Origin of the sequence: Halarchaeum acidiphilum MH1-52-1 (assembly GCF_000474235.1) — an archaeon.
Lineage (GTDB): Archaea > Halobacteriota > Halobacteria > Halobacteriales > Halobacteriaceae > Halarchaeum > Halarchaeum acidiphilum.
Map to the genome: position 1 here is coordinate 1 of NZ_BATA01000009.1, position 26,123 is coordinate 26,123.

General features: G+C 61.1%; 21 protein-coding genes and 7 pseudogenes. 18 read left to right on the plus strand and 10 right to left on the minus strand.

The genetic code is table 11. The features are described 5' to 3' along the window. Positions 1-485 (minus strand): annotated as a pseudogene (locus AOZ13_RS15600) (IS5/IS1182 family transposase); the annotation flags it as partial. Between the two features lie 108 nt (positions 486-593). Here AOZ13_RS15600 and AOZ13_RS02745 point away from each other — a divergent pair. Then, positions 594-1,988 (plus strand): MmgE/PrpD family protein, encoded by a 1,395-nt coding sequence (locus tag AOZ13_RS02745; RefSeq protein WP_020222139.1) that lies wholly within the window; start codon positions 594-596, stop codon positions 1,986-1,988. A gap of 102 nt (positions 1,989-2,090) precedes the next feature. Here AOZ13_RS02745 and AOZ13_RS02750 read toward each other — a convergent pair. Both AOZ13_RS02750 and AOZ13_RS02755 read right to left on the minus strand, forming a co-directional pair. Further along, positions 2,091-2,854 (minus strand): annotated as a pseudogene (locus AOZ13_RS02750) (IS5 family transposase). A 257-nt stretch (positions 2,855-3,111) separates the two neighbouring features. Further along, a pseudogene (locus AOZ13_RS02755) lies at positions 3,112-4,103 on the minus strand (IS630 family transposase). A 314-nt stretch (positions 4,104-4,417) separates the two neighbouring features. Here AOZ13_RS02755 and AOZ13_RS13780 point away from each other — a divergent pair. The 3 genes and pseudogenes from AOZ13_RS13780 to AOZ13_RS02765 form a co-directional block, all read left to right on the plus strand. Then, positions 4,418-4,519, plus strand: a pseudogene (locus AOZ13_RS13780) (IS5/IS1182 family transposase); the annotation flags it as partial. Positions 4,520-4,707: 188 nt separating this feature from the next. After that, positions 4,708-5,034, plus strand: a pseudogene (locus AOZ13_RS02760) (IS5/IS1182 family transposase); the annotation flags it as partial. Between the two features lie 458 nt (positions 5,035-5,492). Beyond that, positions 5,493-6,989: an amidase gene (locus AOZ13_RS02765; RefSeq protein WP_020220488.1), complete on the plus strand. Its 1,497-nt coding sequence runs from the start codon at positions 5,493-5,495 to the stop codon at positions 6,987-6,989. A gap of 285 nt (positions 6,990-7,274) precedes the next feature. On the opposite strand, the gene AOZ13_RS02770 is transcribed toward AOZ13_RS02765, so the two are convergent. Both AOZ13_RS02770 and AOZ13_RS02775 read right to left on the minus strand, forming a co-directional pair. Continuing rightward, a complete protein-coding gene (locus tag AOZ13_RS02770; protein ID WP_020220489.1) occupies positions 7,275-7,991 on the minus strand; it encodes an ABC transporter ATP-binding protein in 717 nt (238 codons plus the stop codon). Next, positions 7,988-8,761 carry an ABC transporter ATP-binding protein gene (locus AOZ13_RS02775; protein WP_020220490.1) on the minus strand — a complete coding sequence of 258 codons (774 nt, stop codon included), beginning with the start codon at positions 8,759-8,761 and terminating at the stop codon, positions 7,988-7,990. The genes AOZ13_RS02770 and AOZ13_RS02775 overlap by 4 nt, the downstream gene beginning before the upstream one ends. A 163-nt stretch (positions 8,762-8,924) precedes the next feature. Here AOZ13_RS02775 and AOZ13_RS02780 point away from each other — a divergent pair, with 163 nt between their 5' ends. The 4 genes from AOZ13_RS02780 to AOZ13_RS02795 all read left to right on the plus strand — a co-directional run bounded on the left by AOZ13_RS02780 (position 8,925) and on the right by AOZ13_RS02795 (position 13,825). After that, complete coding sequence (locus AOZ13_RS02780) at positions 8,925-10,193, plus strand: substrate-binding protein (RefSeq protein WP_267879152.1); 1,269 nt, start codon at positions 8,925-8,927, stop codon at positions 10,191-10,193. 43 nt (positions 10,194-10,236) lie between these two features. Then, complete coding sequence (locus tag AOZ13_RS02785) at positions 10,237-11,076, plus strand: branched-chain amino acid ABC transporter permease (protein ID WP_159101003.1); 840 nt, start codon at positions 10,237-10,239, stop codon at positions 11,074-11,076. Further along, on the plus strand, positions 11,073-12,137 hold the full coding sequence (locus AOZ13_RS02790) for a branched-chain amino acid ABC transporter permease (RefSeq protein WP_021779752.1): 1,065 nt from the start codon (positions 11,073-11,075) through the stop codon (positions 12,135-12,137). The genes AOZ13_RS02785 and AOZ13_RS02790 overlap by 4 nt, the downstream gene beginning before the upstream one ends. 182 nt (positions 12,138-12,319) lie before the next feature. Further along, a complete protein-coding gene (locus AOZ13_RS02795; protein WP_021779753.1) occupies positions 12,320-13,825 on the plus strand; it encodes an amidase in 1,506 nt (501 codons plus the stop codon). A 36-nt stretch (positions 13,826-13,861) separates the two neighbouring features. Here the strand turns inward: AOZ13_RS02795 and AOZ13_RS15205 are convergent, their stop codons facing one another. Further along, positions 13,862-14,044 carry an amidase family protein gene (locus tag AOZ13_RS15205; RefSeq protein WP_159101004.1) on the minus strand — a complete coding sequence of 61 codons (183 nt, stop codon included), beginning with the start codon at positions 14,042-14,044 and terminating at the stop codon, positions 13,862-13,864. Between the two features lie 2 nt (positions 14,045-14,046). Next, the gene (locus AOZ13_RS02805) at positions 14,047-14,427 is read right to left on the minus strand and encodes an amidase family protein (RefSeq protein ID WP_021779754.1); all 381 of its coding nucleotides are present in this window, start codon (positions 14,425-14,427) and stop codon (positions 14,047-14,049) included. A 191-nt stretch (positions 14,428-14,618) separates the two neighbouring features. Between AOZ13_RS02805 and AOZ13_RS02810 the strand changes: the two are divergent. Beyond that, positions 14,619-15,784, plus strand: a pseudogene (locus tag AOZ13_RS02810) (ISH3 family transposase). 220 nt (positions 15,785-16,004) lie between these two features. After that, positions 16,005-17,023, plus strand: a protein-coding gene (locus AOZ13_RS02815; RefSeq protein ID WP_234402815.1) for an IS630 family transposase whose coding sequence is annotated in 2 segments (ribosomal slippage) — positions 16,005-16,109 and positions 16,112-17,023 — 1,017 coding nt in all. Because the reading frame shifts where the segments join, the coding sequence is not laid out codon by codon here. Positions 17,024-17,536: 513 nt separating this feature from the next. Here the strand turns inward: AOZ13_RS02815 and AOZ13_RS02820 are convergent. Continuing rightward, positions 17,537-17,971 carry a Cdc6/Cdc18 family protein gene (locus AOZ13_RS02820; protein ID WP_234402816.1) on the minus strand — a complete coding sequence of 145 codons (435 nt, stop codon included), beginning with the start codon at positions 17,969-17,971 and terminating at the stop codon, positions 17,537-17,539. A 151-nt stretch (positions 17,972-18,122) separates the two neighbouring features. On the opposite strand from AOZ13_RS02820, the pseudogene AOZ13_RS14365 reads away from it, so the two are divergent. Both AOZ13_RS14365 and AOZ13_RS14370 read left to right on the plus strand, forming a co-directional pair. Further along, positions 18,123-18,573, plus strand: a pseudogene (locus tag AOZ13_RS14365) (nitrilase-related carbon-nitrogen hydrolase); the annotation flags it as partial. A gap of 146 nt (positions 18,574-18,719) precedes the next feature. Then, positions 18,720-18,995, plus strand: coding sequence for a carbon-nitrogen hydrolase family protein (locus tag AOZ13_RS14370; RefSeq protein ID WP_021779761.1), 276 nt, complete (start codon positions 18,720-18,722; stop codon positions 18,993-18,995). On the opposite strand, the gene AOZ13_RS02830 is transcribed toward AOZ13_RS14370, so the two are convergent. Further along, the gene (locus tag AOZ13_RS02830; RefSeq protein WP_020220497.1) at positions 18,953-19,960 is read right to left on the minus strand and encodes an agmatinase family protein; all 1,008 of its coding nucleotides are present in this window, start codon (positions 19,958-19,960) and stop codon (positions 18,953-18,955) included. The genes AOZ13_RS14370 and AOZ13_RS02830 overlap by 43 nt on opposite strands. Continuing rightward, positions 19,957-21,270, minus strand: a complete 1,314-nt coding sequence (locus AOZ13_RS02835) for an aspartate aminotransferase family protein (protein ID WP_020220498.1) — start codon at positions 21,268-21,270, stop codon at positions 19,957-19,959. The genes AOZ13_RS02830 and AOZ13_RS02835 overlap by 4 nt, the downstream gene beginning before the upstream one ends. Positions 21,271-21,439: 169 nt before the next feature. Between AOZ13_RS02835 and AOZ13_RS02840 the strand changes: the two genes are divergently transcribed. The 6 genes from AOZ13_RS02840 (at position 21,440) to AOZ13_RS14740 (ending at position 25,868) form a co-directional block, all read left to right on the plus strand. After that, positions 21,440-22,591, plus strand: coding sequence for an ABC transporter substrate-binding protein (locus AOZ13_RS02840; protein WP_020220499.1), 1,152 nt, complete (start codon positions 21,440-21,442; stop codon positions 22,589-22,591). A 1-nt stretch (position 22,592) separates the two neighbouring features. Further along, positions 22,593-23,660, plus strand: coding sequence for an ABC transporter ATP-binding protein (locus tag AOZ13_RS02845; RefSeq protein ID WP_021779763.1), 1,068 nt, complete (start codon positions 22,593-22,595; stop codon positions 23,658-23,660). Next, positions 23,650-24,555 (plus strand): ABC transporter permease, encoded by a 906-nt coding sequence (locus AOZ13_RS14375; RefSeq protein ID WP_020220500.1) that lies wholly within the window; start codon positions 23,650-23,652, stop codon positions 24,553-24,555. The genes AOZ13_RS02845 and AOZ13_RS14375 overlap by 11 nt, the downstream gene beginning before the upstream one ends. Then, the gene (locus AOZ13_RS14380; RefSeq protein WP_020220501.1) at positions 24,552-25,349 is read left to right on the plus strand and encodes an ABC transporter permease; all 798 of its coding nucleotides are present in this window, start codon (positions 24,552-24,554) and stop codon (positions 25,347-25,349) included. The genes AOZ13_RS14375 and AOZ13_RS14380 overlap by 4 nt, the downstream gene beginning before the upstream one ends. 7 nt (positions 25,350-25,356) lie before the next feature. Then, positions 25,357-25,554: a hypothetical protein gene (locus tag AOZ13_RS14735; RefSeq protein ID WP_020220502.1), complete on the plus strand. Its 198-nt coding sequence runs from the start codon at positions 25,357-25,359 to the stop codon at positions 25,552-25,554. A gap of 77 nt (positions 25,555-25,631) precedes the next feature. After that, on the plus strand, positions 25,632-25,868 hold the full coding sequence (locus AOZ13_RS14740) for an MBL fold metallo-hydrolase (protein ID WP_020220503.1): 237 nt from the start codon (positions 25,632-25,634) through the stop codon (positions 25,866-25,868). The last annotated feature ends 255 nt before the right edge of the window (positions 25,869-26,123 follow it).

Genomic DNA, 26,123 nt, shown 5'->3' on the forward strand with positions numbered 1-26,123 from the left:
GTCGTCCGCGTTCCGGCGGACGACCCGCGGGCCAGCCTTCGTATCGTGTTCGCGCTCGATACAGCAGTGAACGTCCAGCACCGCCAACGACTCTGTATCGGTTAGTGTCGTCGCTTTGACCGTTGTAACTGTTCGATTCTGACGCTGGAGATAGTACTGCGAGGCTTGGTCACGTTCGAAGAACGTGCTGTCCAAGGCAACGTGTCCAGACTGGCGGAGTTGCTGCGCTGAAACGCGCAGCAACGCCCGCCACACGTACATCGCGTATCGGTCTAACGAGTGTAGAACGTGGTTGGATCAGGCAACGCCTCAGTGTGGATGCCGAGGCGGTCACACACCTCCGGCATCAGCCCGAACCGATCAATGAGTTCCGTGAAGGTGTGGCCTTCTTCCTTGCGAATACAGTGGGCGACGATATGATTCCCCAACGCTTGTTTGGCTACACGTAGTGCTTTCTCAACGAGGTTGAGGAGCGCGACAGCCATAATCGACTTCGCGACCTCATTCTCTCAAACTCTAACGGAACAATCACGGTGAAGTCTGCTGTTTTCAATAGAGCAGTATTTATGGGGGTTGGCGCCGTCATTCGCCGTATGAGCGAATCGGCTACGGCGTCCACGGGGGCGACGAAGCGTCTCTGTGAGTTTGTCGCGGCGGTATCGTACGACGACATCCCTGAAGATGTCATCGACCACGCAACCCTGATGATTCGGGACACATTCGGCGTCTCGCTCGCGGCGACAGTGAGCGATCCATTCGAGCACGTTTACGCGGCGAAACGAGCCGAAATCGAGGGCAGCGAACCACACGCTCGCGTTCTTGGGACACCACTTGCCGGCGTACTCGGTGACGCCGCACTCCTCAACGGAATGCTCGCTCATGCACTTGACTTCGACGACGTCCACCCCGACATGGGTGGCCACCCGTCGTCACCGATTCTGAGTGCGCTCCTCCCGGTCGCCGAACGGCGTAGCGCGTCCGGAGAGGAGCTGCTCCACGCGTTCATCGTCGGGACGGAAGTCGAGATCACACTGGCGAACGTGCTCAACCCGGGCCACTATGAACGCGGCTGGCACCCGACAGCAATACTCGGAACCCTCGGTGCGGCCGTCGCGGTTGGCGTCCTGTTGGAGCAGGGGAGCGAGACGCTTCGTCGAACAGTCGGAATCGCAGCTTCACAGGCCAGCGGCATCAAGGCAAACTTCGGGACGATGACGAAATCGTACCATGTCGGTCGGGCCGCCGCATCAGGGATCGAAGCAGCGCGACTCGCGGACGCGGGTTTCACCGCCAATCCGGACGTGCTCGAAGAGGAGTTTGGTGGGTTCTGCGACCTCTTCGAGGGAACCCCGGAACACGACTTCGACGGCCACCTCGACGCGCTCGGGGACCCGTGGAAAGTCACCACGCCGCGGGTCGGGTTTAAGCCGTATCCGTGCTGTGGTAGCACGCATGGTGCGATCGATGCCGCGATGGCCGCCCGAGAGAAACTGGGTGGCGACGTCGTTCCGGATGACGTCGCCGCGGTTGAGATATCGGCACACTCTCGTCGGCTCGGACATACGAACCGTCCAGTCCCGCAGACCCGACTCGACGCCAAGTTTAGCGCCCAGTACTGCGTACTGGCCGCGCTGGTTGACGGAGATCTCTGGTTTGACCAGTTCGATCCGAAGACGGTCACGGCGATGAACCGACAAGAGGCCCTCAAGCACGTTACGGTACACGAACGGCCGGACGACTTCGCAGGTGACGAGTGGGGAGCCGCCGTTCGCGTTACGTTGGTCGACGGAACAACGGTGTCTGCACGCGTTCCCTCCCCGACGGGAACGGCGGACAACCCGATGTCAGACACCGCGCTTGTACAGAAGTACCGTCGGTGTGCGTCGCGTGCGATCAATAACGAGTGTGTCGAGAAGTCGGTCAATCTCCTCACAACCCTCAATGACCTTGATGACGTGACGACAATACTAGATGTCGTGACTCCGTGAGCCCCCTAACGACCGGCGGCGAGCACTCTACTGGCGTACGATCGGCGTATGGCTTTTTGAGAGTGTGGATAGATGTGTTGAATCGCCATACGGCGTACGATTTCACCGTTTCACGGCTCGCTTGATGTTGTAGACGTTACACATCAGGGCGAGTTCACGATCTCTGTCATTGAGCGCTGATTGTACCGTTCTTGGTCGAGTCGCGCGTTGTGCGCATGGTCGTACGGTGCGAAGATGCGGTGTTTGATGAGCGGGCGAATCCCGAGGACGCGAAGGGATTCGCGCAACGCTTGCTTGTCGTAGCCCTTGTCAGCGGCGAGGCTCCGCAGATCGCCCGCGTTCCGGCGGGCGATCTGCTCACAGAGATCAGCGACACTCCCTTCTCGAGTCGTTGAGCAGTGAACGTCAAGGACGGCTTGGGAGTCTGTATCGGCGAGTTTCGTGACTTTTAGCTTCTGCACGCGGTAACTCGTTCGATGGCAGTAATGGCGGCTCGCAGCAGATCGCTCGTAGAACGTGGCGTCAATCGCACCGTGTTCGGAGGGGTCGTGCAGCTGCGCCGACTGGCGCAGCAGCACTCGACAGAGGCTCATCTCGATTCGGTCGAACGCCTTACACAGCGTGGATGGGGCGGGGAGATCGACCGACTCAAGGCCGATCTCCCCTGTTATTTGCGGCATCTCCTTCAGTAGGTCGATAGTCATGCGGTAGGACGTATCGAGGTAAATTCGGAGACAGTGGAGCGAAACGGAGGCGTAATCGGCGAATCCGCCGCCACCCTCCGGGGCGGCGGATTCGCCTCTCTCACCCGTAACACTTTGTGCGATCGAGACGCAACGTTCGGTGAAGCGGGAGATTTGCGTCATGGACAACTCAAGTCACCCGCTTCAACTCCTTTGATTTAGCGACCTACCCCGATGCCGTCTAGTGATTCAACACAGCCGCTAGAATCGAACCGTCCGATCTCAGAATCTACAGCTAAAGCGCCGCTACCGGTAGAAAATCGGATATCAAAAATTAAATATTTCCGCAGTCTTGCGTTCAACACGGTATTTCAGTTGAACATCCTCGCTGTGTTCCTCGATGCGGTCTTCAACTCTGTACTCGATCCCTATAGTATCGATTAGAAGTAATTGCTCACTTTTGGAATAGATAGTTGGTCGAGAGCGGTATCGATTGCGGTTGTAAGCTCGTTGAGTGAGTCAAAGAAGCGATTGCTGAGAGCTGCTTGGAGCTGTCTCCAACATTCCCCGACAGGGTTTAACTCCGGTGAATACGATGGCAACGTCACGAAATCAAGGCCGTCACGGTCCGCAAGGTCCGTGACGGCCGACTGGAAATACGACGCTCCGTCGAGGACGACGAGCAAGTAATCTTCGAACTCTTCGCATAATGCTGAAATGAAATGTTTCGCGTGCTCGGCGGTAACGTCCTCTTCAAACCGGGAGAAGAAACGATCACCGTCGTCGGTAATCGCGCCCAGCAAGCACGTCCACTCGCGCTGTCCAGAGAGCTCGACCGAAGGCCGCGTGCCGCGCGGAAACCACGCGGCTCAACTTGCACGGATTTCTTGGTCTGGTCGATACAGACTACGGTGGCGTCCATCTCCCGCCGCTTTTTTTTGAGCTCGTCGCGGAATTCCTCTTGCTCGTCCTCCTCGGATTCAGCGGCTGACCGGCGTGGTTTTTGATAGCTCAATCCCGCTTCTTTCAACAGCCGCCGACAGCTCGGGATTGAGTACTCAACGTCGAAGGCGTCAGCGAGAAATTCTTGGGCGAGCGCCGGCGTCCACGCCGGCGCACCGATTCTAACTTCCTCAGGTGGGTCGTGAACAGCGTCCTCGAATTCCTGTTACTGTAATTCTGATAGCTTGCTGTTTCTCTCAGTTCGCTTAGCATCAGTCACAGCCTGCTCAAGCGGCTCGTCGGTGTCGAGCCGCTTGAGCCAACTGTAGATCGTTCGACGACCGGTATCGTACCATCCGGCTAGCTCGGTCTGTGTGACACCGTTTTTGTACGCAATCGCCGCTAACAGCCGCTCTGTCGGCTTCTTCCCCTCCACGTTGTCGAGAGCCTCTTGGAGCTCTTCGACAGATATCTCGTTGAGATGGTCTATTACATACTACAACACGCTCTACGCGGAAAGTTCTACTGACTACTATAGACAGTGCCGGGCTCTTCGTCATGTCCACCACACACTGGAGCCACTCAAATGGCATCTAACATCACACCCGCTGTTGCCGATGACGCCCCGCCCTGGCGGGGACGATCGTCCTCCACGCCGAGAGCATCTGTGAAACCGCCGAGCACCTCTGGCGGGTCCTTGGAAACGTCTCCATTCCACAGAGGGACTGACTGACTCTCGCCAACAGCACAAGGTCACGTTCGGGACCGAGCAGATGGCACGAGTCTACCTCTACCAGTCGATCTACGACCATCCCGATAGCAGCGGAGTTCACACAAGCCAAACAAGCGGATCAGGAGACAGCGATGCGCGTCACCCGTGACGCGTTCGCTGTCGATACACCGATCTAGATGCTCGGAGACAGTGCGTACCGCATTCTCAACTGGCACGACCATCTGTGTTCGGTTAACACCCTCAGTAATATTTCTCCAACTGCTATACAGCCTCTCTTACATGTTCTCGTAGGAATCGTGCTGACCTCAGATTCGGCTACTTCGCCTCGACGTGCCTAACCGAACACGGATGCTGACACAACTACCTGCTGGCCGCAGGGGTCGTGCCAGTCGCTCCGTACAATCCGCGAAATACTGACGGCCCGAAAGACCTCGCGTACAGGGTCGAAGACCGCATCACCGAACACGGCGAGGATGCCCAGCTGAAGCAATCGACGCTAGACCAGACGTACAACCACCAGACAGGAGTTGAACGAACCAACGATGCGGTTAAGGACTCGACCTTGGGCATGTCCGCACCCGAGGCCGCGTCCACGCACGAACAGAAGTGTACATTGCGCTCTGCCTCCGTCTCGTCGTTGCAATGACTAACTAGGCGAGGAAACGAATTGGGCTGTGAGAAGCTATGAGATGGATTCTATGACACGCTCTCTGTGGGGGCGTTTTTGAATGACCTGCTCCTATTCCACCATAATACTGGATGAACAAACAACACAGTCTGAGTAAAGTATATGAGTGTTGTTTTATTGGGCCATTCTCTACTTCGAATATCACGAGAGTATACCGAATATAAATAGGCCCCGTGGGATTACATCAATAGGGGCGTAAATTGAGGTGTCTGATCTATCCGTGGTAAGTCACGCGCTGTACTGAGGGTCTTGTCAGGACGCGACATTTGTCTGTCCCGAATCGAGAGGACTTGGGGACACATTCATCGACATTTCGTGTATCGTTCCAATTCATACGCCTAAATCTGGAAAAATACATCTTCTTGCTTCTGTATTAACCTCGGTATCTGATGAAAGGCGACTAAATAAATATTTCCGCATCCGGTAGAGTCAATAGGTGATGTACTGTTCTCTCGTCCGTGGATTTACGACCACCTACCACCACTGAAATCGAACGGATCGGCGAGGATCTCCACCTCAATCTCACAGACGAGGAGATTGACTACTTTCAGGACCTCCTGGCTGACGGGCTTGACGCCTACCAGACGGTCCGCGACTACGAGTACTCCGAACCCGACGTCACGCCCCGAATGCGTGACCCCGGCCATCGTGTTCAATCAGACGACCCCCTGAACACCTGGATCACGAAGTGCGAAGTAAGCGGGGACGCCGATGGGCCTCTGGCCGACTGGGACGTCGGCGTCAAGGACAACATCGCCGTCGGTGGCGTGGAGATGACGTGTGGGTCGCAAGTCATGGAGGGGTTCGTTCCGAAACGAGACGCGACGGTCGTCTCGCGATTGCTCGACGCCGGGGCCACTATCGTCGGGAAGACTAATATGGACGACTTCGCATTCACCGGGAACGGACACTCAAGTGCGTTCGGGCCGACACTCAATCCCCATGACCCCAACCGGCTCACCGGTGGGTCGTCAGGTGGGTCGGCGAGCGCCGTCGCGGAGGGGGAGGTTGACCTAGCACTGGGCGGTGATCAGGGTGGGTCCATCCGCGCCCCCGCATCGTGGTGTGGTATCGTCGGTCATAAGCCGACACACGGACTCGCTCCGTACACGGGCGCTATCGGCATCGAGAACACCGTTGATCACTGCGGTCCAATGACGCAGGATGTCGTGACCGCAACCCGGGCACTCACGGTTATGGCGGGGCGCGACCCTGAGGATCCGCGCCAACCGGCACACGTCCCGACTGCGGATTACGCCGCGGCGCTCACCGGTGATGTCTCCGATCTCTCTATCGCCGTCGTTGAGGAAGGGTTCGAACAGCCTGAGCACGAGACCGTCGTCAACGATCACGTCCAGGATGCGCTTGCCGCGCTTGAGAACGACGGCGCGACGGTCGAGACCGTGTCGGTTCCGATACACGCCGACTCCCAGGACATCACCACCGTGACGGTGGCTGAAGCGTTCCTCCAGACAGTTCGCGGGGAAGGAATGGGGCACAACTGGAAGGGCCGCTACGATCTCCAGTGGGTCGACGAGTTCGGGAAAGCCCGCCGCGCGCAGGGTGGTGACTTCCCGCCGAGCGTGAAGTACCAGCTCCTCATGGGGGCGTATACTAGCGAGCGTTACCACTCGAAGTACTACGCGAAGGCGATGAACCTCCGTGCGGAACTCACCGAGACGTACGACGAACTCCTCGGGGACTACGACTTGGTCGCGATGCCGACGACGCCAATGCGTGCGCACGAATACAAGCCAGACGCGGATATCTACGAATGGTTCGCTGACTCGTGGTCGAACCTCGCGAACACGTTCGTCTTCGATGTCACCGGACACCCCTCACTCTCAGTTCCAGTCGAGCCCGCCGATGGCCTTCCGGTCGGTCTCCTCCTCACCGGCGCGCATTTCGACGACGAGACGGTACTGAACGCGGGGTACGCCGTTACTGGCGCATAGGGCTGTCCCGCCCGGCTCCGCACTGTATTCGCTGACGGTCGATACTTCCGACTGCCCACGACGATGGTCGGTAGGCCATTAATTTACTGAAACACCACTATAAATATGGGCTATTGGGTCATCCTATTCTAAGATACAGAAAATATGAGTGGGTTTTAGTCCCACAATATATCGCCGCTCACCTCGCAACCGATAGCTACCCCGCCATCGTAGAGGACGAAGAGCAACGGTCGGTGAGTGTATTCTACCGACGCATCAGTAGGATACTTGGCGTCGTAGTCTCGGTCAGTTCATCGCTGCACTGATACCAAGATGACGCTTGATGACACCACTCTCGCGGATCTCCTGACTCGTCCCCTCTGAGACTATCTTCCCGTTCTCCATCACATAATTGTACGAGGACACCTCGAGAGTCAACTCGACGTTCTGCTCGACGAGGAGGATCGTCGTTCCGAGGTCGGCCATTTCCTCGATGACGTCACGGACATTTTCGACGATTTGCGGGGCGAGCCCCTCTGTCGGCTCGTCGAGCAGTAGCACACGTGGATTCGGCCGTATTGCCCGGCCGAGGGCGAGCATCTGCTGCTCGCCGCCACTGAGATTCTTAGCCTTCGAATCCTGTAGCTCCGCGAGGTTCGGGAAGTATTCGAAGATACGTTCCATCTGCCAGGAGTTCGATTCGCTGTGCAGGCGGGGAACCTGTAGGTTCTCCCGGACCGTCAACTCGGGGAAGATCCCGCGTCCCTCGAGCACCATCCCGATCCGCTGTTGATACCGTTCGGTGGTGGACAGGTCGGTGATGTCCTCGCCGTCGAAGGTCACCGAGCCCGAGATCGGATCGATGAGCCCCATAATCGTCCGAAGTGTCGTGGTCTTGCCAACCCCGTTCCGGCCGATGATCGAGGTAATGGAGTCTTGCTCGACGGAGAGAGACACGTCGTGGAGCACTGCCCCCTCGCCGTATCCAGCGGTGATTCCGTCGGCGGTGAGGATCTCGCTCATACGTACCCTCCGAGGTACGCGCGCTGTACCTCCTCGTTGTCCTCGATCTCTTCTGGGCTACCCTGTGCGATTCGCTGTCCGCTCTCGAGCGCAGTAATCCGATCGGAAACGCCCATCACGATGTCGATGTCATGTTCGATCAGAATGACGGTGATATCCGCGGTCATCTCGATAAGTTGGTCGATGATCCGCTGGGAATCCTTTTCGCTCACACCGCTCGTCGGCTCGTCTAGCAGGAGGCAGTTCGGTTTCGTCGCTAAGGACATCCCGATCTCTAGGCGTTTCTTGTCGCCGTGACTCAGATCCTCGGAGTTCGTCGTCGCGCTGACGCCGAGGTCTATCGCGTTGAGCATTTCCTCGGCGTCGCGCTCGTGTCCCTCCTTCTGTCGACTGAGCGGGTTCAGCGACTGTTCTCGCGATTGGGCGGCGAGTCGAAGGTTCTCTTTTACGGTTAGATCCGGGAAGATCTCCGCTGACTGGAAGACGCGCGTGAGCCCGAAACGCGTGCGTGCGTCTAGGCTCTTCTTGGTGACGTCTTGGTCTTTGAACTGGACGGACCCGGCTGTAGGCCTGAGTGAACCCGTGATCAGATTGAATAGTGTCGTCTTCCCGGCGCCGTTAGGGCCGATGATCGTGTGTACTTCTCCCTGTTCGATCGCCAGGTCGACGTCGGATAGCGCTTTGATCTCGCCGAAGCTCTTTGAGAGCCCCTCGACCTCGAGAATCGGCGAGTGGCGCTCGTCGGATCGGTTGGCTGTATCGGCAGACACGAGTGAGACTCTCTGCCGCAGGGATAAATATATTGTGGACCCACAACGATATGCGAGAATAGAGAAGATATGGATTCTATACACCGGTATTAGAGCCCGATTGATGAGAAAATATTGGCATTATGCGCCACATTTTTATCCTACTGTCTGGAAGGTGGTGATGATGGATTGCGACCCAGCGAGCGAATCTCGCGACACAACCCACGAATCGACTTCGCGTACCGCCATCAAGGCGACCCGCCGGCACTGGGTTAAAGGACTCGGCGCGGCCGGTCTCGCTGCGACTGCCGGCTGTAGCACCTCCAGCGGTGGTGGTAGTGGATCGGACAGTGGGAAGTTCGTTCTCGGACTCGATGCCCCACTGAGCGGGGGGAACAGCTTGATCGGGCAGAATATGCAACGGACCCTCCAGATTGCCGTCGACGAGATCAACGAGAACGGCGGTATCCACGGACAGCAAGTCGCCATCGAGGCGGTCGACGACCAGAGTAGTCCACAGACCGCCGTCCAGAAGGTGAACCAGCTCATCAACCAATCCGGCGCCGACGCGATTATCGGCACCGTCAGCAGTGCGGTCCGGAACTCCGTCTCGCCTGTCTGTCAAAACAACAACGTTCCTCTCCTCTACCCGACGCAGTACGAGGGAACCGCGGCGCCGGACTACTGCAACCCGTACCTTGTCAAGACTAGCTGGGTCCCGACGCAGCAGGTCAAACCATCCGTCCCGTACCTGATGGAGAACTACGGTACGAGCTTCTACTTACTCGGCTCCGATTACCTCTGGCCACAGGAGATGAACAAAGCGATCAGTAGCCGCGTCAAGGAGAACGGGGGGACAGTCGTTGCCGAGAAGTATGTCCAGCTCGGTACGACCGACTTCTCCTCGGTCCTCACGGACATCGGGAACAAGAACCCCGATGTCCTCCTCATGACGCTCGTCGGCACGAGCGTGCCTGCCATCCAGAAGCAGCTGTACAATAACGGGATGCGCAAGAACCTCACGGAAGTCGGGTTCGGTCACAGCGTCGCCAGCCTCGCCGGCCTGAGCCCGGAGACTGCCGAAGGTGTGGTCAACATTATGGGCTACCACAACAACATGCAGAACGAGGCGAACCAGCAGTTCATGCAGAAATTCAACAACCGCTACGGCGACAACGAGGACGCGCTGGTTGACGGGATCGCCGGCGGTACCTACTGGACCGCGAAGATGATGGAGAAGTCATACTCGCAAGGAGAGGATACCTCGGCCCAGACGCTGCTGGATGACTTCTCCGGGATGACCTACGACTCGATTGCCGGTGAGCTGACCGTACCGTACGACCAGCAGGTCAAGATTGGCTGCGTCGCCGCCACCGTGAATTCGGACGTTGAATACGAGACGGACACGAAGTTCGAGCCGGCGATGCCGGACGACGCGTGCTCTGATATCTAACATGGTGGATGTAGGGACAGTCGTCTCGGTCGGCTTGAACGCGGTGAGTTCCATCCTCATCCTCGCCATCATCGCCCTCGGTTTGGGGATCATCATGGGGATGATGGGTGTCATCAACCTCGCGCATGGCTCCCTAATGACTATCGGCGCCTACACGGTCTGGTACTTCCAGTCGGAACTCGGCCTCGGGTTCTGGAGCGGTTTCGTCATCGCCCCGTTCGCCGCGGGACTGTTCGGGCTCGCGCTTGAATATTTCGTCATTCGCCACCTCTACGACCGGCTTATCGACACGTTGCTCGCGACGTGGGGGATTTCGCTGGCTGTTACCGAAGTCATCAAGATGCTCGCAGGGGATTCCGGGAAATCGGTGGCGAACCCGATTGCGGGCCGGCTTGATCTGGGCGTGACGACGTATCCGTTCTACCGGGTGTTTCTCATCGTCTTCACCCTTGCGGTGATACTCGCGGTGTTTGGGATCTTTACGCGAACGAACTTCGGGATCCGTCTCCGCGCGGTACTTCAGGACGATGAGGCTGCCTCGCTGCTCGGCGTCAGCCAGCGGCGTACCTATCAGAATGCGTTCGTCTTCGGGTCGGCACTCGCAGGCCTCGCCGGCGCCGCGGTCACGCCGATCGTGGCTGTCGGCCCCAACCTCGGGACGAACTACCTCATTCAGGCGTTCCTCACCATTATTCTCGGTGGTGCCACGACGCCGCTGTCGGTCCTGCCGGGAAGCGCGTTCATCGCCGGGCTCTCGAATATCATGTCGTTCCTGATGCAGCCGGTGCTCGCTGAGACGCTCGTGCTCGTATTCGTCGTCCTTATCATCATCGCTCGGCCGCCGGTCAAGCGGGCCGTCGCCCGCTGGAGGGAGGTGGTATGAGCTTCGTCCAGCAGAAGGGAGACGGGACGGTCACGCTCACTCTCTTCGGATGGGACGTCTCCGTCCCGACGGTGTTGAAGCTGGTCGGGCTGCTGCTGTTGCTCGTCGTTCCCTACATCATGGGATCGTACACGTACCTCCTAACGACGGCGCTCATCTACGTCGTGTTCGCCCTTGGGCTCGACTTCGTTTGGGGATACGGCGGGATCATGTCGTTCGGACAGGCGGCGTTCTTCGGGCTTGGCGCCTACATCGCTGGAAAGGCTTTTACCGAGGGATGGATCCCCGGCTTCGATATCGGCGTCATCCTGCTAGCTATGATCGTTCCGGGGCTGTTCGGACTCGTCCTTGCCGGGGCGCTGTTCTATCAGCGCATGGACCCGCTCAACTTCGCGGTACTGACGCTCGTACTCGCCGCCATCGGCGAGCAGGCCGCGACGTCACTCACCGGGATTACGGGCGGGTCGAACGGGATCGTCGGTATTCCAAACTTGGTCCTCGGGGTCGGCGGGATGGGGGTTGAACTCGGCCAGCTGCAGTACTACTACTTCGCGCTGTTCCTCGCCGTGGGTGGCTACCTCTTGGCGTGGCGGATGCTGCGCTCGCGGTTCGGGACGGCACTCGTCAGCATCCGCGAGAACGAGACGAAGGCGCGTGCGCTCGGGTACAACGTTGAGCTCTACAAGTCGCTGGCGTTCGGAATCGGCTGTGCGTTCGCCGGGCTCGCCGGCGGCGTGTACGCGACGCACGTCGGCTTTATCTCCCCGACTGTCCTCGGATTCGTCCTGTCAACACAGGTCGTCATCTGGGTGCTGATTGGTGGGAAGGGAACGCTCACCGGAGCATTCATTGGCCCGATCCTCATTCAGCTCCTTGAGCAGGAGTTGAGCGAGGCGCTGCTCTTTTCGTGGCAGCTCGTGCTCGCGCTCGTGCTCGTCGTGATGGTCATCGCCCTTCCTGGCGGGCTCGTCTCTATCTACAGTCGCTTCAAGCGACGGATGCGCGCGCGAACAGCCACGAATGCGTCCGATATTGAGGACGCCGACGGCGTCAAGAGCTAACCCACAGATCGACCAACCCTAAACAACTCATTCACATTCTTCTCCCGCTCATACACGAATGTTTATAATCCTATCTTCTGTATATGGGGATGGATGACAACCAAATTAGCGTATATAGCTAGTGAACGTTTCGAGAGTGAGATGCGTGCCATCGATGCGGAATACCGCAGAGGCGACCGTTGATGAGGGCGCCGACGGAGGACGAAGTCGCGGAAATCGCCGCAGACCTCGGCATCACGTTTGGAGTGGGCGAATCCGAAAAAGTCGCGGAGCTCGTCGCGGAGTCAATCGCGCTCCTCGAAGACGTCGAGGAGATGCCGACACCGCGCCTCGGACCGCGTGAGTACACGTACACCGACCGCGGGCCGGGCTATCAGCCCGACGAGGAGGAAGACCCCCACAACGCCTGGATCACGAAATGCGAGATTGAAGGGGCGAGCGACGGTCCGCTCGCTCACATGACTATCGGTCTCAAGGACAACATTAGCCTCGCGGGGATCGAGATGACCAACGGCTCCGACGTCATGCAGGGGTACGTTCCGGCTGCCGACGCGACGGTCGTCACGCGGTTGCTCGACGCTGGTGCCACGATCCTTGGGAAGAACAATATGTGGAGCTTCTCGCTTGGCCCCTCAGATTACGGCCCGGCGAAGAACCCGGCGGCTTCCGAGCGCAGCATCGGTGGTTCGTCCTCGGGGACCGCAGCCGCGGTCGCCACCGGTGACGTCGATATCGGGATGGGTGGCGACCAGGCGGGGTCGGTTCGCATCCCCGCGTCCTTCGGTGGTCTCGTTGGGATGAAGCCGACACACGGACTCGTCCCGTACACGGGGATCTTCGGCGCCGACCCCACTCAGGACCATACGGGGCCGCTCACGCGGACCGTCGAGGAGGCCGCGCTCGCGACTGAAGTCCTCGCTGGACGTGACGGATTCGACCCCCGGCAGCCACACGATCTCTCCGTAGATGCGTACACAAAGGCTCTCAGTGAGGACATCTCCGACGTGACGATCGGCGTACTAACCGAGGGATTCGAGCACGAGGAGAGTGACCCCGAAGTGAATGAAGTCGCCCGCGAAGCTATCGCCGACCTAGAAGAACTGGGTGCCGATGTCACAGAGATATCAGTCCCGACTCACCTCCACTCACGCTCGATTCATACGGCGCTCGGCGGCTACGGCGTCGGCCAAGTGCTCCAGCAGAACGGTATTGGAGTCGGTTTTCAGGGCTGGTACGACACGAACGCCATGGAGTTCCTCGGGCGCGCCTTCAACTCGAACTTCAGCGACCTCCCGAACTCTCTTCTCGTCTCCGTGTTGACCTCGGAGTACCTCAAACGCAACTATCATGGCTCGCTCTACGGAAAGGCCCAGAACCTCACGCTCGAACTCCGCGAGCAGTACGACGAGGCGCTCGCCGACGTCGATGCACTCGTCATGCCCACCATCCCCATCACACCCCCAGAGTACGGCGACGTTCGCTCGCTCGACACACTACTTGAGTCGAACGACCGGGACGCCGTCATCGCGAATACCGCGATGTTCGACCTCACGCATCATCCCGCGTTGACGGTTCCATGCGGAACGGCCGACGACGCCCCTGTCGGGTTGATGTTCGTCGGTGATCGCTTCGATGAATCGACGCTCTTCAATCTCGGATACGCTTACGAGCAGGGACGGACGGACTGAATCGGACGAGCGCTGTCTCTCGGACTGGCGCTAGTCTCAGAACTCGTCTTCTTCCCAGTCGAATCGACTCGCCAGCTCGTGTGCCACGCGGAGAACAGTCGCATCTTCGAACTGACCGCCAACGAGCATCAGGCCGACCGGGAGGTCATCCGTGAGACCGGTCGGCATTGAGAGCGCAGGATGGCCGGTGACGCCGATCGGACATGTGTTCGCGAGCATGCTCATGCCTCGGTTGACGAGATCGATGCGGCTATTTCCTTATCGATACGCTTGTAGGCCGTCTGCGGCGTCGTCGGGAGCGCGAGAATGCCGACGTCCGCGAGCATGTCGTCGTACGCGGCGGCGAGGTCGTTCGAGAGGTTCTGTGCCTTTGCGTAGTAGTGCTTCCCGTAGTTGTCAGCCATGTACTCACCGAGGATGAGCGAGAGTTTGAGTGTCGGCGGGAAGTCGTCGGCTTGCGCGCGTCGAGCCCGGGCGAACGCGTCCATGAACTGTATGTCGTAGCGCCCGTCTCCGAAGTAGCCTGCACTCTCACCAGCGATAGTCGCGGCGACCGCCTCGGTGGCGATCCCAGACCAGATGGCAGTCCCATCGAGATGCATCGGGACGGAGACGGTCTCGACGTGATACCGGTATCCTCAAGGTGGCCGGGGAGCATGTGGACAGTATCGTCGGTACCCTTCTCGATCTCCTCATAATCGAACCCTCTTCAAGAACGCCGATCGTCACCTCGTCAGGGGAATCTTCAGTACCTCACAAAGCCGGTTAGTTGAGTCGTCTGCTTGTTGACGGTGTGTCCAATACCCAACAATCAGATGGTTCGATTCACGAAGACCAGATGCTTAACTTCTTCGTCAACTCGATTGACGAGGAAGTAGCCCTTGGCCTCGGCGAGAACGCCGATTTGACGCCTGAAGGCATCTACGAGGTCCTCGTCGGCGCGACCGGCGACGAAACCTCGATCTCCAGCCTCTGCGAGAAAAGTACGGACGCTCCACACCCGAACAGCATCCTCTACCACCTCCGCGAAAAGTTCGACGGTAACGCCGTCGAACGCATCGGGAACACGCTCCTCCAGCAGGACACGCTTGAGATGCTCCCCCAGCAGGTGGAGGTCATCACCGACCTCCACCTGCGACCCTACTACAGCGACGAAGGCGACATAGACGGCCTCTACCACTTAGAATCGAACCGAGGCACGACGGCGTTTCACGCCTATGCGACGCTCTACGCGCGTGTGCGCAACAAGTAGTACTATGCTGGCGGTGCGCCGTCTCGTCGACGGCGACACCGCCAGCGACGTCCTTGCAGCGTTCCTCGCTCTCCTCGACGGCCTTGACGTTGGCGTCAAGGCGGTCTACCTCGACTGAGAATTCTACGACAGCAACTGCCTCACACCCCTGAAGCGGCACAATCTGGCGTACGTGATTCCAATCGTCCGGTGGGGGAAGACGATCAAGCAGGAACTCTCCACCGGATGGAGTCGGATCATCCAGCACGACCTCTCGGGGGAACTCAACGGTCAGGCCGTGACCGTCGAGTTCCCGCTCTACATCGATGCGACGTACCAGCGGGGTCGCTACGGTGAGCATGGAGTGGCGCGTCACGGCTCGCCGTGGACGCGCCGTTCATCGAGACACCGCGCGAAGCGCGATACCACTACGGGAAACGGGTCGGTATCGAGGTGATCTACCGGCTCTGTGAACAGGCGTGTGTCTCGACGACGACGCGAGATACGGTGGGACGGCTATTGTACGTGGTGGTGAGCCTGTTGTTACAGAACTGTGGCGGTATCTGCACTGGGAATACGTGGCGACGCCCCGCCGTGGCGGCCGTCGCCTCTGGAAGTGGCCATTCGCGGAGTTCATCGAGATGGTGTGCCGAGCAGCGTGGACGGCCCGACGCACCGCGAGGGCCGTCCCCGCGAACCGGCCACCGGACGACCGGTTCGGCCGGTAAGCACCGACCGGGTATGCCCCTCTCGTGAGTGGCAACGCTGTCGCGTCGGCGGCTAACTGCCGCCGACAGCGACAGCTCCCTTCTCGCTTGCCGCTTCTCACTCACCGCCACCGCCTCGTCAGGTCAAACAGCCGGATTCAAGCCGAGTTGCTGCTGACGCTTTGTGAGGTACTGATACTGTCGGCTAAAAATTCATGGAGCTTGAGCCAATAGTGGCGGTATGGCGACGTTGGAGAACGTCTCTGTGGAAGACCTCCGCCAGATCCTGGCGGAGGTCGATGATGCCGATGCGACAAAGCGGCTCATGGCCGCAATCACCTACAAATGGACGACCTCACGCAGGCCGACGCTGCCTCACTCTACGGATTTTCTAGCAGTTGGGCTTCGAAATGGTTCAACCGACTCGAACGGCTCGCCGACGAGCCGTTCGAGTCGTTCGTCTACGATGAACCACGTGAAGAGAGACCGTCCGAACTCTCAGACGAAGAATACGACCAGTTCGTTGAGGCACTCCACGACTCACCCGAAGAAGCTGGATTAGATGCGCCCGCGTGGTCTGTTCCACTAGCTCGTCACTACCTCCTCGAGGAATTCGACGTTGAATACTGTGAGCGGCACGTCCGACGATTGATGTCTGAGGCCGGGCTGTCCTGGAAGACAGCCCGGCCGGAGTTCTACAAATCCGACGAGAGAGCACAAGAAGCCTGGCAAGAAGGCTTCAAAAAAAAGCGCAACGACCTGGACGACGAATACACGATCTTGACGATCGATCAGACGAGACAGGTTCTCTCGACGCTGATCTATGCGTGGTTTCCAGAAGGAGAGCGCCCGTCACTCCCGGTGACGGGCGCGTGGGAGAACATCAAGTTGCTCGGTGCAGTCAGCGACGGCGGTGAGACGTTCTTTCTGCCGTGTGCAGAGAATTTCAACAGCGACACAACAATCCGGTTACTCGACGCACTTCAGACCGAGTTCGGCGAGCAAATCTGTGTCGTCTTGGACAACGCGTCGTATTTCACGGCGAACGCAGTGCAGGAATCCGTCGAAGACACACTGATCGAACTCTGTTACCTTCCGCGGGGTTCAGCTCCGGTGAACCCCGCGGAAGAGTGCTGGAGACAACTCGATCAAGAACTCGGGAACCGTCTGTTCGAGACACTGGACGATCTTCGTGGTGCTGCTCTCTCTGCACTCGACCGAATCGAAGTTCCAGATGTCTTCACGTATTTATGTCTGTGAGTATGAGATTTGGAAGCCGAATTCGGCGAAGATAGCCCAAGTCGGACCGCTCGAAGACGAGACGGGACGCATCAAGTCACCAGCTGGGTCCGGTCGAACGCGAAGCACGTTGAGGAAGGTGAGCGTGTGCAGATTCGCGGTGCAAGAACAAGAGGTTGTACCAAGGGCGTGTCTCGATTGCAGTGACTGGCTGGACCCATCTCCAACTCCCTGAGCGCGGCTACTACTGGGAGTAACACGACCAGCGTGAGATCGTTCTTTTTGTCTGCCAGACCCCGCCACCCCACACCCCACACCCCCCGCTCCGTGCTCGCGACCAGACGGTTGCTGCGCGCGCAGCCACAACCTCGCTGATGGTCGTTCCAGCAGGACATCGCCGAGGTGCTGTACAGTGAGGATTCCGACTGTATGCCGCATTCAGCTATTTCGACACGACGTATCGCGACTACGCCGAGCGTTCAAGGACCCATCTCATCCGAAGTTCTCCACGGGAGAGACCCCACTTTGCAACTGTTAGGGGGCGCTTTTGGCTTCGATTTCTTCGCGGACGTTGAGAACGGCATTGAGGTCCATGTTGGCTTCCCAGACGTAGCTGCGGCCACCACCCTTGCCGCGGTTCTCCTCGCTCTTGATGACGAATCCGAGCATTCCGAGGTCGTCGAGATGGCGCTGTGCGAACTTGAGGGAGGTACTAGGGTCGGGGTCGCCGTAGGATCGGGCAACCTGCTGGTAGTATTCTTGGATTTCGCGCGTCCGCGGTGGCGTCCCAGTATCGCGTTGGAGGCGAGCAGCAGCCTCAAGAATGCGCTGGGCGTTCGTGGTTTGGTCGCTGATTTTGTCGTGGAGCTGGCCGCGGTCGATGTCGTCGCGGAGAAGGTTGAGTGCGCTCGGGCGGGTGCCGAACCGCCCGCGATGCCCTGTGTGCGACGGCGCTCGTCGAGGTGGCATACGAGTCTGCGCGGACCTCCCGTACACTCTCGTCGTCGAGCGCGAGTGGTTCCGGCCGATCATCCGGGACGCGAACCTTTAGGGTCAGGTTCCCTGACGAGTAGTGTGATGAACGACTCCGCCCAGTCGGGGTGTGTCGCGAATGAGTGAGATGGCCACGCCAGTGACTGTCGGCGTCGTACAGGCCGACCCGACGGTCGGGAACGTAGAGGCGAACCGCTGCGCGCTCGACGACGCGACGGCGGATATCGTCGCGGCGGGCGCGGATTTCATCGTCCTCCCCGAGCTCGCGAACACGGGCTGTGTCTTCGAGACGCGTGAGGAAGCCTTCGAGCTCGCGGAGCCCGCGGACGGCCCGACAATCTCCGCGTGGTGCGAGACAGTGGCGGACGCGGGCATCTGGCTGGTCGGCGGATTCGCCGAGCGCGACGGGAACACCCTCTACAACAGCGCGGCCGTTGTCTCTCCCGACGGTCTGGAGACAGTCTATCGGAAGGTCCCCCTCTGGGACCGTGAGCACCTTTTTCTTCGAGCCGGGCGACGGTGGGCCCCTCATCATCAACACGCCGTTTGGGCGCTTCGGTGTGCATGTCTGTAACGACCTCTGGTTCCCGGAGGCGACGTGGACGCAGGCGCTCGCGGGCGCCGACATCGTTGCTCTTCCGACGAACTGGCCGAACGAGGGCGAGCGCCTGGTGGCTGGACGAACGCAGTCCACCTCGCGGTCGCACGTTCGACAACGAACCGCGTGTCCTTCGCGTGCGCCGACCGCTGTGATGTCGAGCGCGGCGTCACCTTCGAGGGACAGAGCGTCCTCGTCGACCCAGCTGGAAACCCAATCGCGGGCTCGGCGGACGACGCGGACCCGACAACGCTTGTTGAGACGGGGGACTTCGCGGAGGCGCGCAGAAAACAGCTTGCGTCGCACGCCGACGTCTTCGGCGACCGGTGGCCGGAGACGTACGACTTAGACGCAGTAGCTTACTCCGCGAACGTGCGTTCGAGGAGCGTGACGAGCAGGTAGGCACCGAGGCGGGCGGTGCTCCCCTCGGGGTCGAACGGCGGGGAGACCTCCATCAGGTCGACCGCGCCGACGGCGTCGTGCCCGCCGAGCGTCTCCATGACGGCGAGCGCCTGATGCGCGCTCAAACCGCCGGACTCGGGCGTGCCGGTGCCGGGCGCGACGCTCGGGTCGACGCCGTCAATGTCGAAGGTGACGTAGACGGCGTCGGTGTCGGCGGCCGCGGCCTCGACGGCGTCCTCGGCGACGGCGGCGATTCCGCGTCCGTCGACATCGTTCATTGTGAAGAGGTTGAGCCCAGTGTCGTCGGCGAACTCGAAGAAGTCAGGGGACTCGTAGCCGCGGATGCCGATCTGACTCACCGAATCGAACGACCCGTAGTCGCCGGTGGCGATGTGGTGGGTGCTCGAGCCGTGGAAGTCTTCGCCGAAGACCGGGCTTCCCTCCGCAGTGTCGGTGTGCGCGTCGATCTGGACGAGGCCGACCGAGTCGTGGCCGGCGCCCATCGCGAACCCCTCGAAGGACGGCCATGTGCAGAAGTGGTCGCCGCCGACGAGAACGGGAAACGTCTGCTCGGCAATCGTCGCGGCGTGCGCGCGGATGGACTCCGCGGTCTTCTCGTGGTCCATTGGGAAGACCGGGGCGTCCCCGGCATCCACGACGTCGAACTGGGAGTAGTCGACCTGCTGTTCGGTGCGCATGTTCGTCAGGCCGTCCTTGTAACCGGAGAGGTACGCCCACCAGGCGCTCGCCTCGCGGACCGCGTTCGGCCCGTAGCGCGCGCCCGGCCGGTTGCTCACCGCGTTGTCGTAGGGGACGCCGATGACGGCGGCGTCCGCGTCGCCGACGTCCTCGACATCCGCGGGACGGCCCTTCAGGAAGGTGTCGAGGCCCGCGTACGGGAGTTCGACGTTCGCGCCGCTCGCGCGCTCGCGGAACTCGCCGGCGCGCTCGTAGTCGTGGCTCACGCGGACTCCTCCTTGATGGCCGCGTGGAGGCCCTCGACGGCGGTCTGGAGCTGGTCGCGTTCGATGGTCAGGGGCGGCTGGAAGCGCATGACGTTCCCGTAGAAGCCGCCCACGCCCATGACGATTCCCCGCTCGCGGAGGTTGTCGCTCACGCGTTTGGCGAGGTCGTCGTCGGGCGCCGGGGCGACGCCCATCGGGCCGAGGCCGCCGTCGGGGTCGACGAGTTCGACGCCCTGCATCAGGCCGAGGCCGCGGGTGTCGCCGACGACGCCGTAGTCGGCTTCAAGGTCGGCAAGCGCGTCGCTCAGCCACGCGCCCTGCTCGCGGGCGTTATCGACGACGCCGCTCCGCAGCCGGTCGATCGTGGCGAGCGCCGCGGCGGCCGTGACGGGGTTCCCGCCGAACGTCGAGAGATGGTCCCCCGGCTCGAAGGAGTCGGCGACCTCGGCGCTCGCGCTGAACGCGCCGAGCGGGAGGCCGTTCGCGATGCCCTTCGCCTGTGTGACGATGTCGGGTTCGACGTCGAAGTGCTCGACCGCCCAGAACTCGCCGGTGCGCCCGTAGCCGGACTGGACCTCGTCGACGATGAGGAGAGCGTCGTGCTCGTGGGTAATCCGCTGGATCTCGGCGAGCCACCCCTCGGGCGGGACGATGATACCGCCCTCGCCCATTACGGGCTCGACGACGACGGCAGCGAGGTCGTCGGCCGTGTGGCTCTCGATGACGCGCTCAAGCTGGCTCGTACAGGCGTCGTCGCAGTCGCTCTCGCAGCTCTGACAGCGGTACGCATACGGGGGAGCGGTGTGCGCAACGTCGTTGATCGTCGGCGCCATCCCGTGCTTGTACTTGTGGTTGCCAGTGAGCGCGAGGCTCCCGAGCGTGCGGCCGTGAAAGCCCATCTCGAGGGAGACGACTTCCTTCGAGCCGGTGTATTTGCGCGCGAGCTTCACGGCGCCTTCGACGGCCTCGGTGCCGGAGTTACAGAAGAAGCTCTTCTGGAGGTCGCCGGGGGTAATCTCGGCGAGCGTCTCGGCGAGTTCGGCGACCGGCTCGTTCGGGTGGACGTAGCTGCAGCCGTGGACGAACTCGTCGAGCTGGTCTTTCGCGGCCTCGACGACCGACTCGTCGCCGTGACCGACGTTCGTGACGGAAATCCCGGAGAAGACGTCGAGGTACTCGTTGCCGTCGAAGTCCTCGAGCGTGCACCCGGACGCCCGCTTCACGGGGACGTCGAGGTTCTTCCAGATCGGCATGACGTGCTCGTCGTACTGTGCTTCGATCCGGTCGTTGGATGGGGATGGATCGGACATATTTCGGTGGCAGTGTGTTGCCGGTGTTTGACCTTTGCTATCCCCTTCCAAAAGTATACCGTCGTAGGGTCGACAATCCCTTACCCCACCATCAATGCACCTATCGCCAAATCAGTCTGTACCCGTAACCTATTTGAGGGACAGTCACACTCTATCAGGGTGGAGAGATATGACCACCTCTGAGCCGAACACCCACGATCGTCGCAGTTTCCTGCAGGCCAGCGGAGCCCTCGGTGCCGCCGGCGTTCTCGGCGGCCTCGCCGGCTGTTCCGGCGGGGGCGGTGGAAGCGGCGGCAGCAGCACCGTCAAGCAGAAGGACCCCTCGAAGGACGACCCGCTGACCGTCGCCGTCTACGGCGGCACCTTCAAGGACGTCCTCGATAAGCAACTGTTCGAGCCGTTCCGTAACGAAACCGGGATTCCCGTCGAGTCGAAGGCGGAGGAGACGTCCTCGGCGGCGCTCTCGAAGCTCAAGGCTGCCTCGAACGCGGGGAAAGCTCCCGTCGACCTCTCCATCATCAAGGTCACGGGCATCCTGAAGGGCGAGAACGTGGGGATCTGGCACCACTGGAGCCCCGACGAATTCGACAACGTCTCGAAAATCGCGGACAACCTCAAGCACACGGACGAGGACGGGAACCTCGTCGGTATCGGCGCGCTCTCCTGGTTCATCAACCTCGTGAATAACACGAACCAGATGGACTCGCCGCCAACGTCGTGGAAGGCGCTCTGGGACGACCAGTACAAGAACCAGCTCGGCCTGCTGAGCCTCGCGAGCAATAGCTACCTGCTCGACGTCACCGCCGAAGTCTACTTCGACGGGAAGTCCACTCTCCAGACGAAGGACGGGATTAAGAAGGTCCTGCAGAAGCTTGAAGGGATCAAGCCTCAGGCGGGGATGTGGTACAAGGACGAGGCCCAGTTCGAGCAGAAGCTCAAGACGGGCGACGTGCCCGCGGGGATGCTCTACAACGACGTCACACTCGTCATGGAGGATAAGGGCGCGCCCGTGAACTCGCACTTCGTCGACGAGGGCTCGATCATCGACCACGGCGAGTGGTGTACTCTCAACACTAGCCCGCACCTCGACGCCGCCAAGACGTTCATCGATTACGCCTCGAAGCCCGAGGTGCAAGACCGCATTGCAAAGAACCTCTACGACCCCCCAGTCGTGAAGAAGAAGTACTCGGACCTCTCCGACGACACCTACAAGAAGATCGCCGGCCCCGGCCCGCAGGCTGCCATCACCCCCAACTACCAGATGTACATCGACCGCTCGAGTTGGATCAGCGAGCAATGGAAGCAGCTCATCATCGGCTAATATGAGCCGGATAGAACTCTCCGACGTCTCGAAACGCTACCCCGGCGGCGTGCTCGCCGTCGACGACGTCTCGCTCGACATCAAGGATGGCGAGTTCGTTTCGTTCGTCGGCCCGTCCGGCTGCGGGAAGACGACGACGCTCCGCATGGTCGCCGGCTTCGAGCAGCCCACGGACGGCGCGGTCAGCATCGGGAACGAGGACGTCACCGACCTTCCCCCGTATCGCCGGGACACCGGGATGGTCTTCCAGAGTTTCGCGCTCTTCCCGCACATGACCGTCGCGGAGAACGTCGCCTACGGCCTCGAGGTCGACGGCGGCTACACGGACGCCGAGATCGACGAGCGCGTCCAGGAAATGCTCGACCTCGTCCAGCTCCCGGACGTCGGCGACCGCAAGCCGGAACAGCTCTCCGGCGGGCAGCAACAGCGCATCGCCCTCGTGCGCGCCATCGCGCCCGAGCCGAAGGTGCTCTTACTCGACGAGCCGCTCGCGAGCCTCGACAAGAAGCTCCGCGAGGAGATGCAGGTTGAACTCCGTAAGATCCAACAGGAGATCGGTATCACGACGATCTTCGTTACGCACAACCAGGAGGAGGCACTCACGATGAGCGACCGAGTCGTCGTCCTCAATGACGGACAGGACGAGCAGGTGGGCGCGCCGAGCGAGGTGTACGACGAGCCGGTCAACCAGTTCGTCGCGGACTTCGTCGGCACGGCGAACTTCTTCACCGGCAAGGTGAGCGCGAGCGGCGACGGGGGCGCGAGCGTGGACTGCGGCGGCGTCGAACTCGACGTCGAGCGCACCCGCTTTGACGTCGGGACGGACGTGACGGTGATCGTCCGGCCGGAAGACGTCAGCCTCGGCGGCGGCCCGAACCGGATCGAGGGAACGCTGGAGATTGCCCGGCTGCTCGGGAGCGCGACCGAATACCGCGTCGAGACCGCGGGCGGGCAGGAGGTCGTCTCCCTCAGCCATGCCCGCCGGAACGTCGAACCGGGCGACGACGTGAGCGTCACCATCCCGCCGGAGGACTGTTACGTCCTGGAGGGAACCGTCGATGGCAGCTGAATCCGCGTCCGCCGCCGAGGGGCGCGCGGGCATCCGCTCGCGCACGAAGTACCTCGTCGCCGCCTACCCGAGCGTCCTCCTCGGCCTACTGTTCGTGATCCCGCTGTTGATGCTCGTCGTCTTCAGCTTCTACCTCAACGTCAACGGCGGCTACTTCAAGCCCGGGTTCACGTTCGAGAACTACGTGCGCTTCTTCACGCACCGCCTCTACCGCGGGCAGCTGCTGTTCACGCTCCAGATCTCGTTCGTCACGACACTCATCACGCTCGTGCTCGGCTATCCGCTCGCCTACTACCTCAGCCGGATGAACAACGGCCTCGTGCGTCGCGCGGTGATGATCCTCGTCGTCTCGACGCTCTGGATTACGTACGTCATCCGCGCGTACGTCTGGACGGTACTCCTCGCGAAGAGCGGCCCGATAAGCAAGATCGGCGTCGCGCTCGGGATCCTCCCCGAGCCGACCGGCTGGACGCCCGGCTACTGGGCGCTCGTCATCGGGATGGCGTACGCCTTCCTCCCCTTCATGATCCTCTCGCTCTACAACAGCCTGAAGAACATTGACGGCGAGCTGATCGAGGCGTCGAAGAACCTCGGCGCCGGCCCCCTGGAGACCTTCCGGCGGGTGACGCTCCCACTCTCGAAGAACGGCGTGATCAGCGGGTCGGCGCTCGTCTTCATCCTCTCACTCGGGGTGTACGTCCTCCCGAAGATCCTCGGGAGCCCCTCGCAGTGGACCATCGCCATCATCATCGGCGACCAGGTCAACCAGCAGCAGAACATCCCGTTCGCGGCCGCGATGAGTATCGCGCTGATGGTCGTCGTCGTCGTGATCCTCGGCGCCGTCGCGCGCTTCACCGATGTCTCAGCCATCGGCATGGGGGGTGACGTCCAGTGAGCACCGCGTTCCGCGACCGCCTGCCGGGGCTGGCGCTCAGCGCCTACTCCTGGCTAGTCGTGCTCTTCATCGGCCTGCCTCTCTGCGTCGTGCTCGCGGTGTCGGTGACCTCCGGGCAGTTCTTGAGCTTCCCGCCGAAGGGCTTCAGCCTCAAGTGGTTCGGCGCGTTCTTCGCATCGAGCGACTGGATGAACGCGATGCGCACGAGCCTCGAAGTCGCGCTCGGCGCGGCGGTCATCAGCACGACCATCGGCTCCGCGCTCGCGTTCGCCCTTGACCGCTACGAGTACAGCTACGGCGGCCTGCTCGCCGGCCTCGGGGTTCTCCCCGTTCTGCTCCCGCCGGTTATCGTCGGCGTCGCGTTCATGATCTTCTTCTACAGCGTCGGCTTCAGCGGCACCGTCTGGAATCTGATGATCGCCCACGGCATCTTTTACTCGCCGTTCCCGTTCATCCTCATCTCGCAGGGCCTCGACGAGATCGACCAGGGCTACGAGGAGGCAGCGATGAACCTCGGGGCGACCCCGACGTACACGCTCCGGACGATCACGATCCCGCTGCTGCGCTCGAACGTCATCAGCGGTGCCATCTTCGCGTTCATCCTCTCGCTGAACGAGTACATCATCGCGTGGCTCCTCTCCGGGTTCGTCCTGACGACGATCCCGATCCAGATCTTCACGAGCCTCCGGTACTCCTACTCGCCCGTCATCGCGGCGGTGAGCGTCATCTTCGTGTTCATCACGGTCGTCGTGATGTCCGTCATCGACTACCTCTCCGGGGGGATCTGGGAGTGATCATCCGATGACCGAAGGCGTGACGGCGCTCCGCGAGGGTGTCTACGACGTCACCGTCGAACGCCGCGGGCGGGCGCGCTATCGCGTGTTCGCTGCCACGGGCGCGGAGACGGTGCTCTTCGATACCGGCTTCGAGGAGACGGCGGACGACCTCGCCGAGCGCCTCGAGGCCGCCGGCCTCGTCCCGGTCCACGTTGTGTCGTAACGCACGCGGACTATGACCACGTCGGCGGTCTCGCCGGCCTCGCCGCCCACTTCCCGGACGCGACGACGCACGTCCCCATGGAGTCCGAGGTAGACGTCGTCGTCGATGACCGGTATGCGGACGGCGACGATGTCGCCGGCTTCGAGACCGTCCACGTCCCGGGGCACCGCGCGGACAACCACGCGCTGGTCGACGAGTCGCGCGGTCTGCTCGTCGCGGGCGACGCGCTCATCGGCGCGGACTGGCGCGGCCTCCCAGCGGGCTACCTGCTCCCGCCGGAGGCCGACTACTCGGACGACCAGACAGCAGCCTAAACATCGAGCGCCTCCTGAACTACGCGTTCGAGGACGCGCTCGTCTATCACGGGTCGCCCGCGCTCGGGGCGGCGCGCGAGAGACTCGACGCGTACGTCAACTTCCCAGGAAAGCCGGACTGAGAGGAGCGGAGGCCGTCCGCGGATTGCGGCCGTTTTCCGGTCCACCGGCAACGGCGGGTATGGTTCTCTGAGACTTCTCGCTGTTCTGGCGGCGCGCCAGCACCATCCCGTTCATCGTCGGCGTCATCTTCAG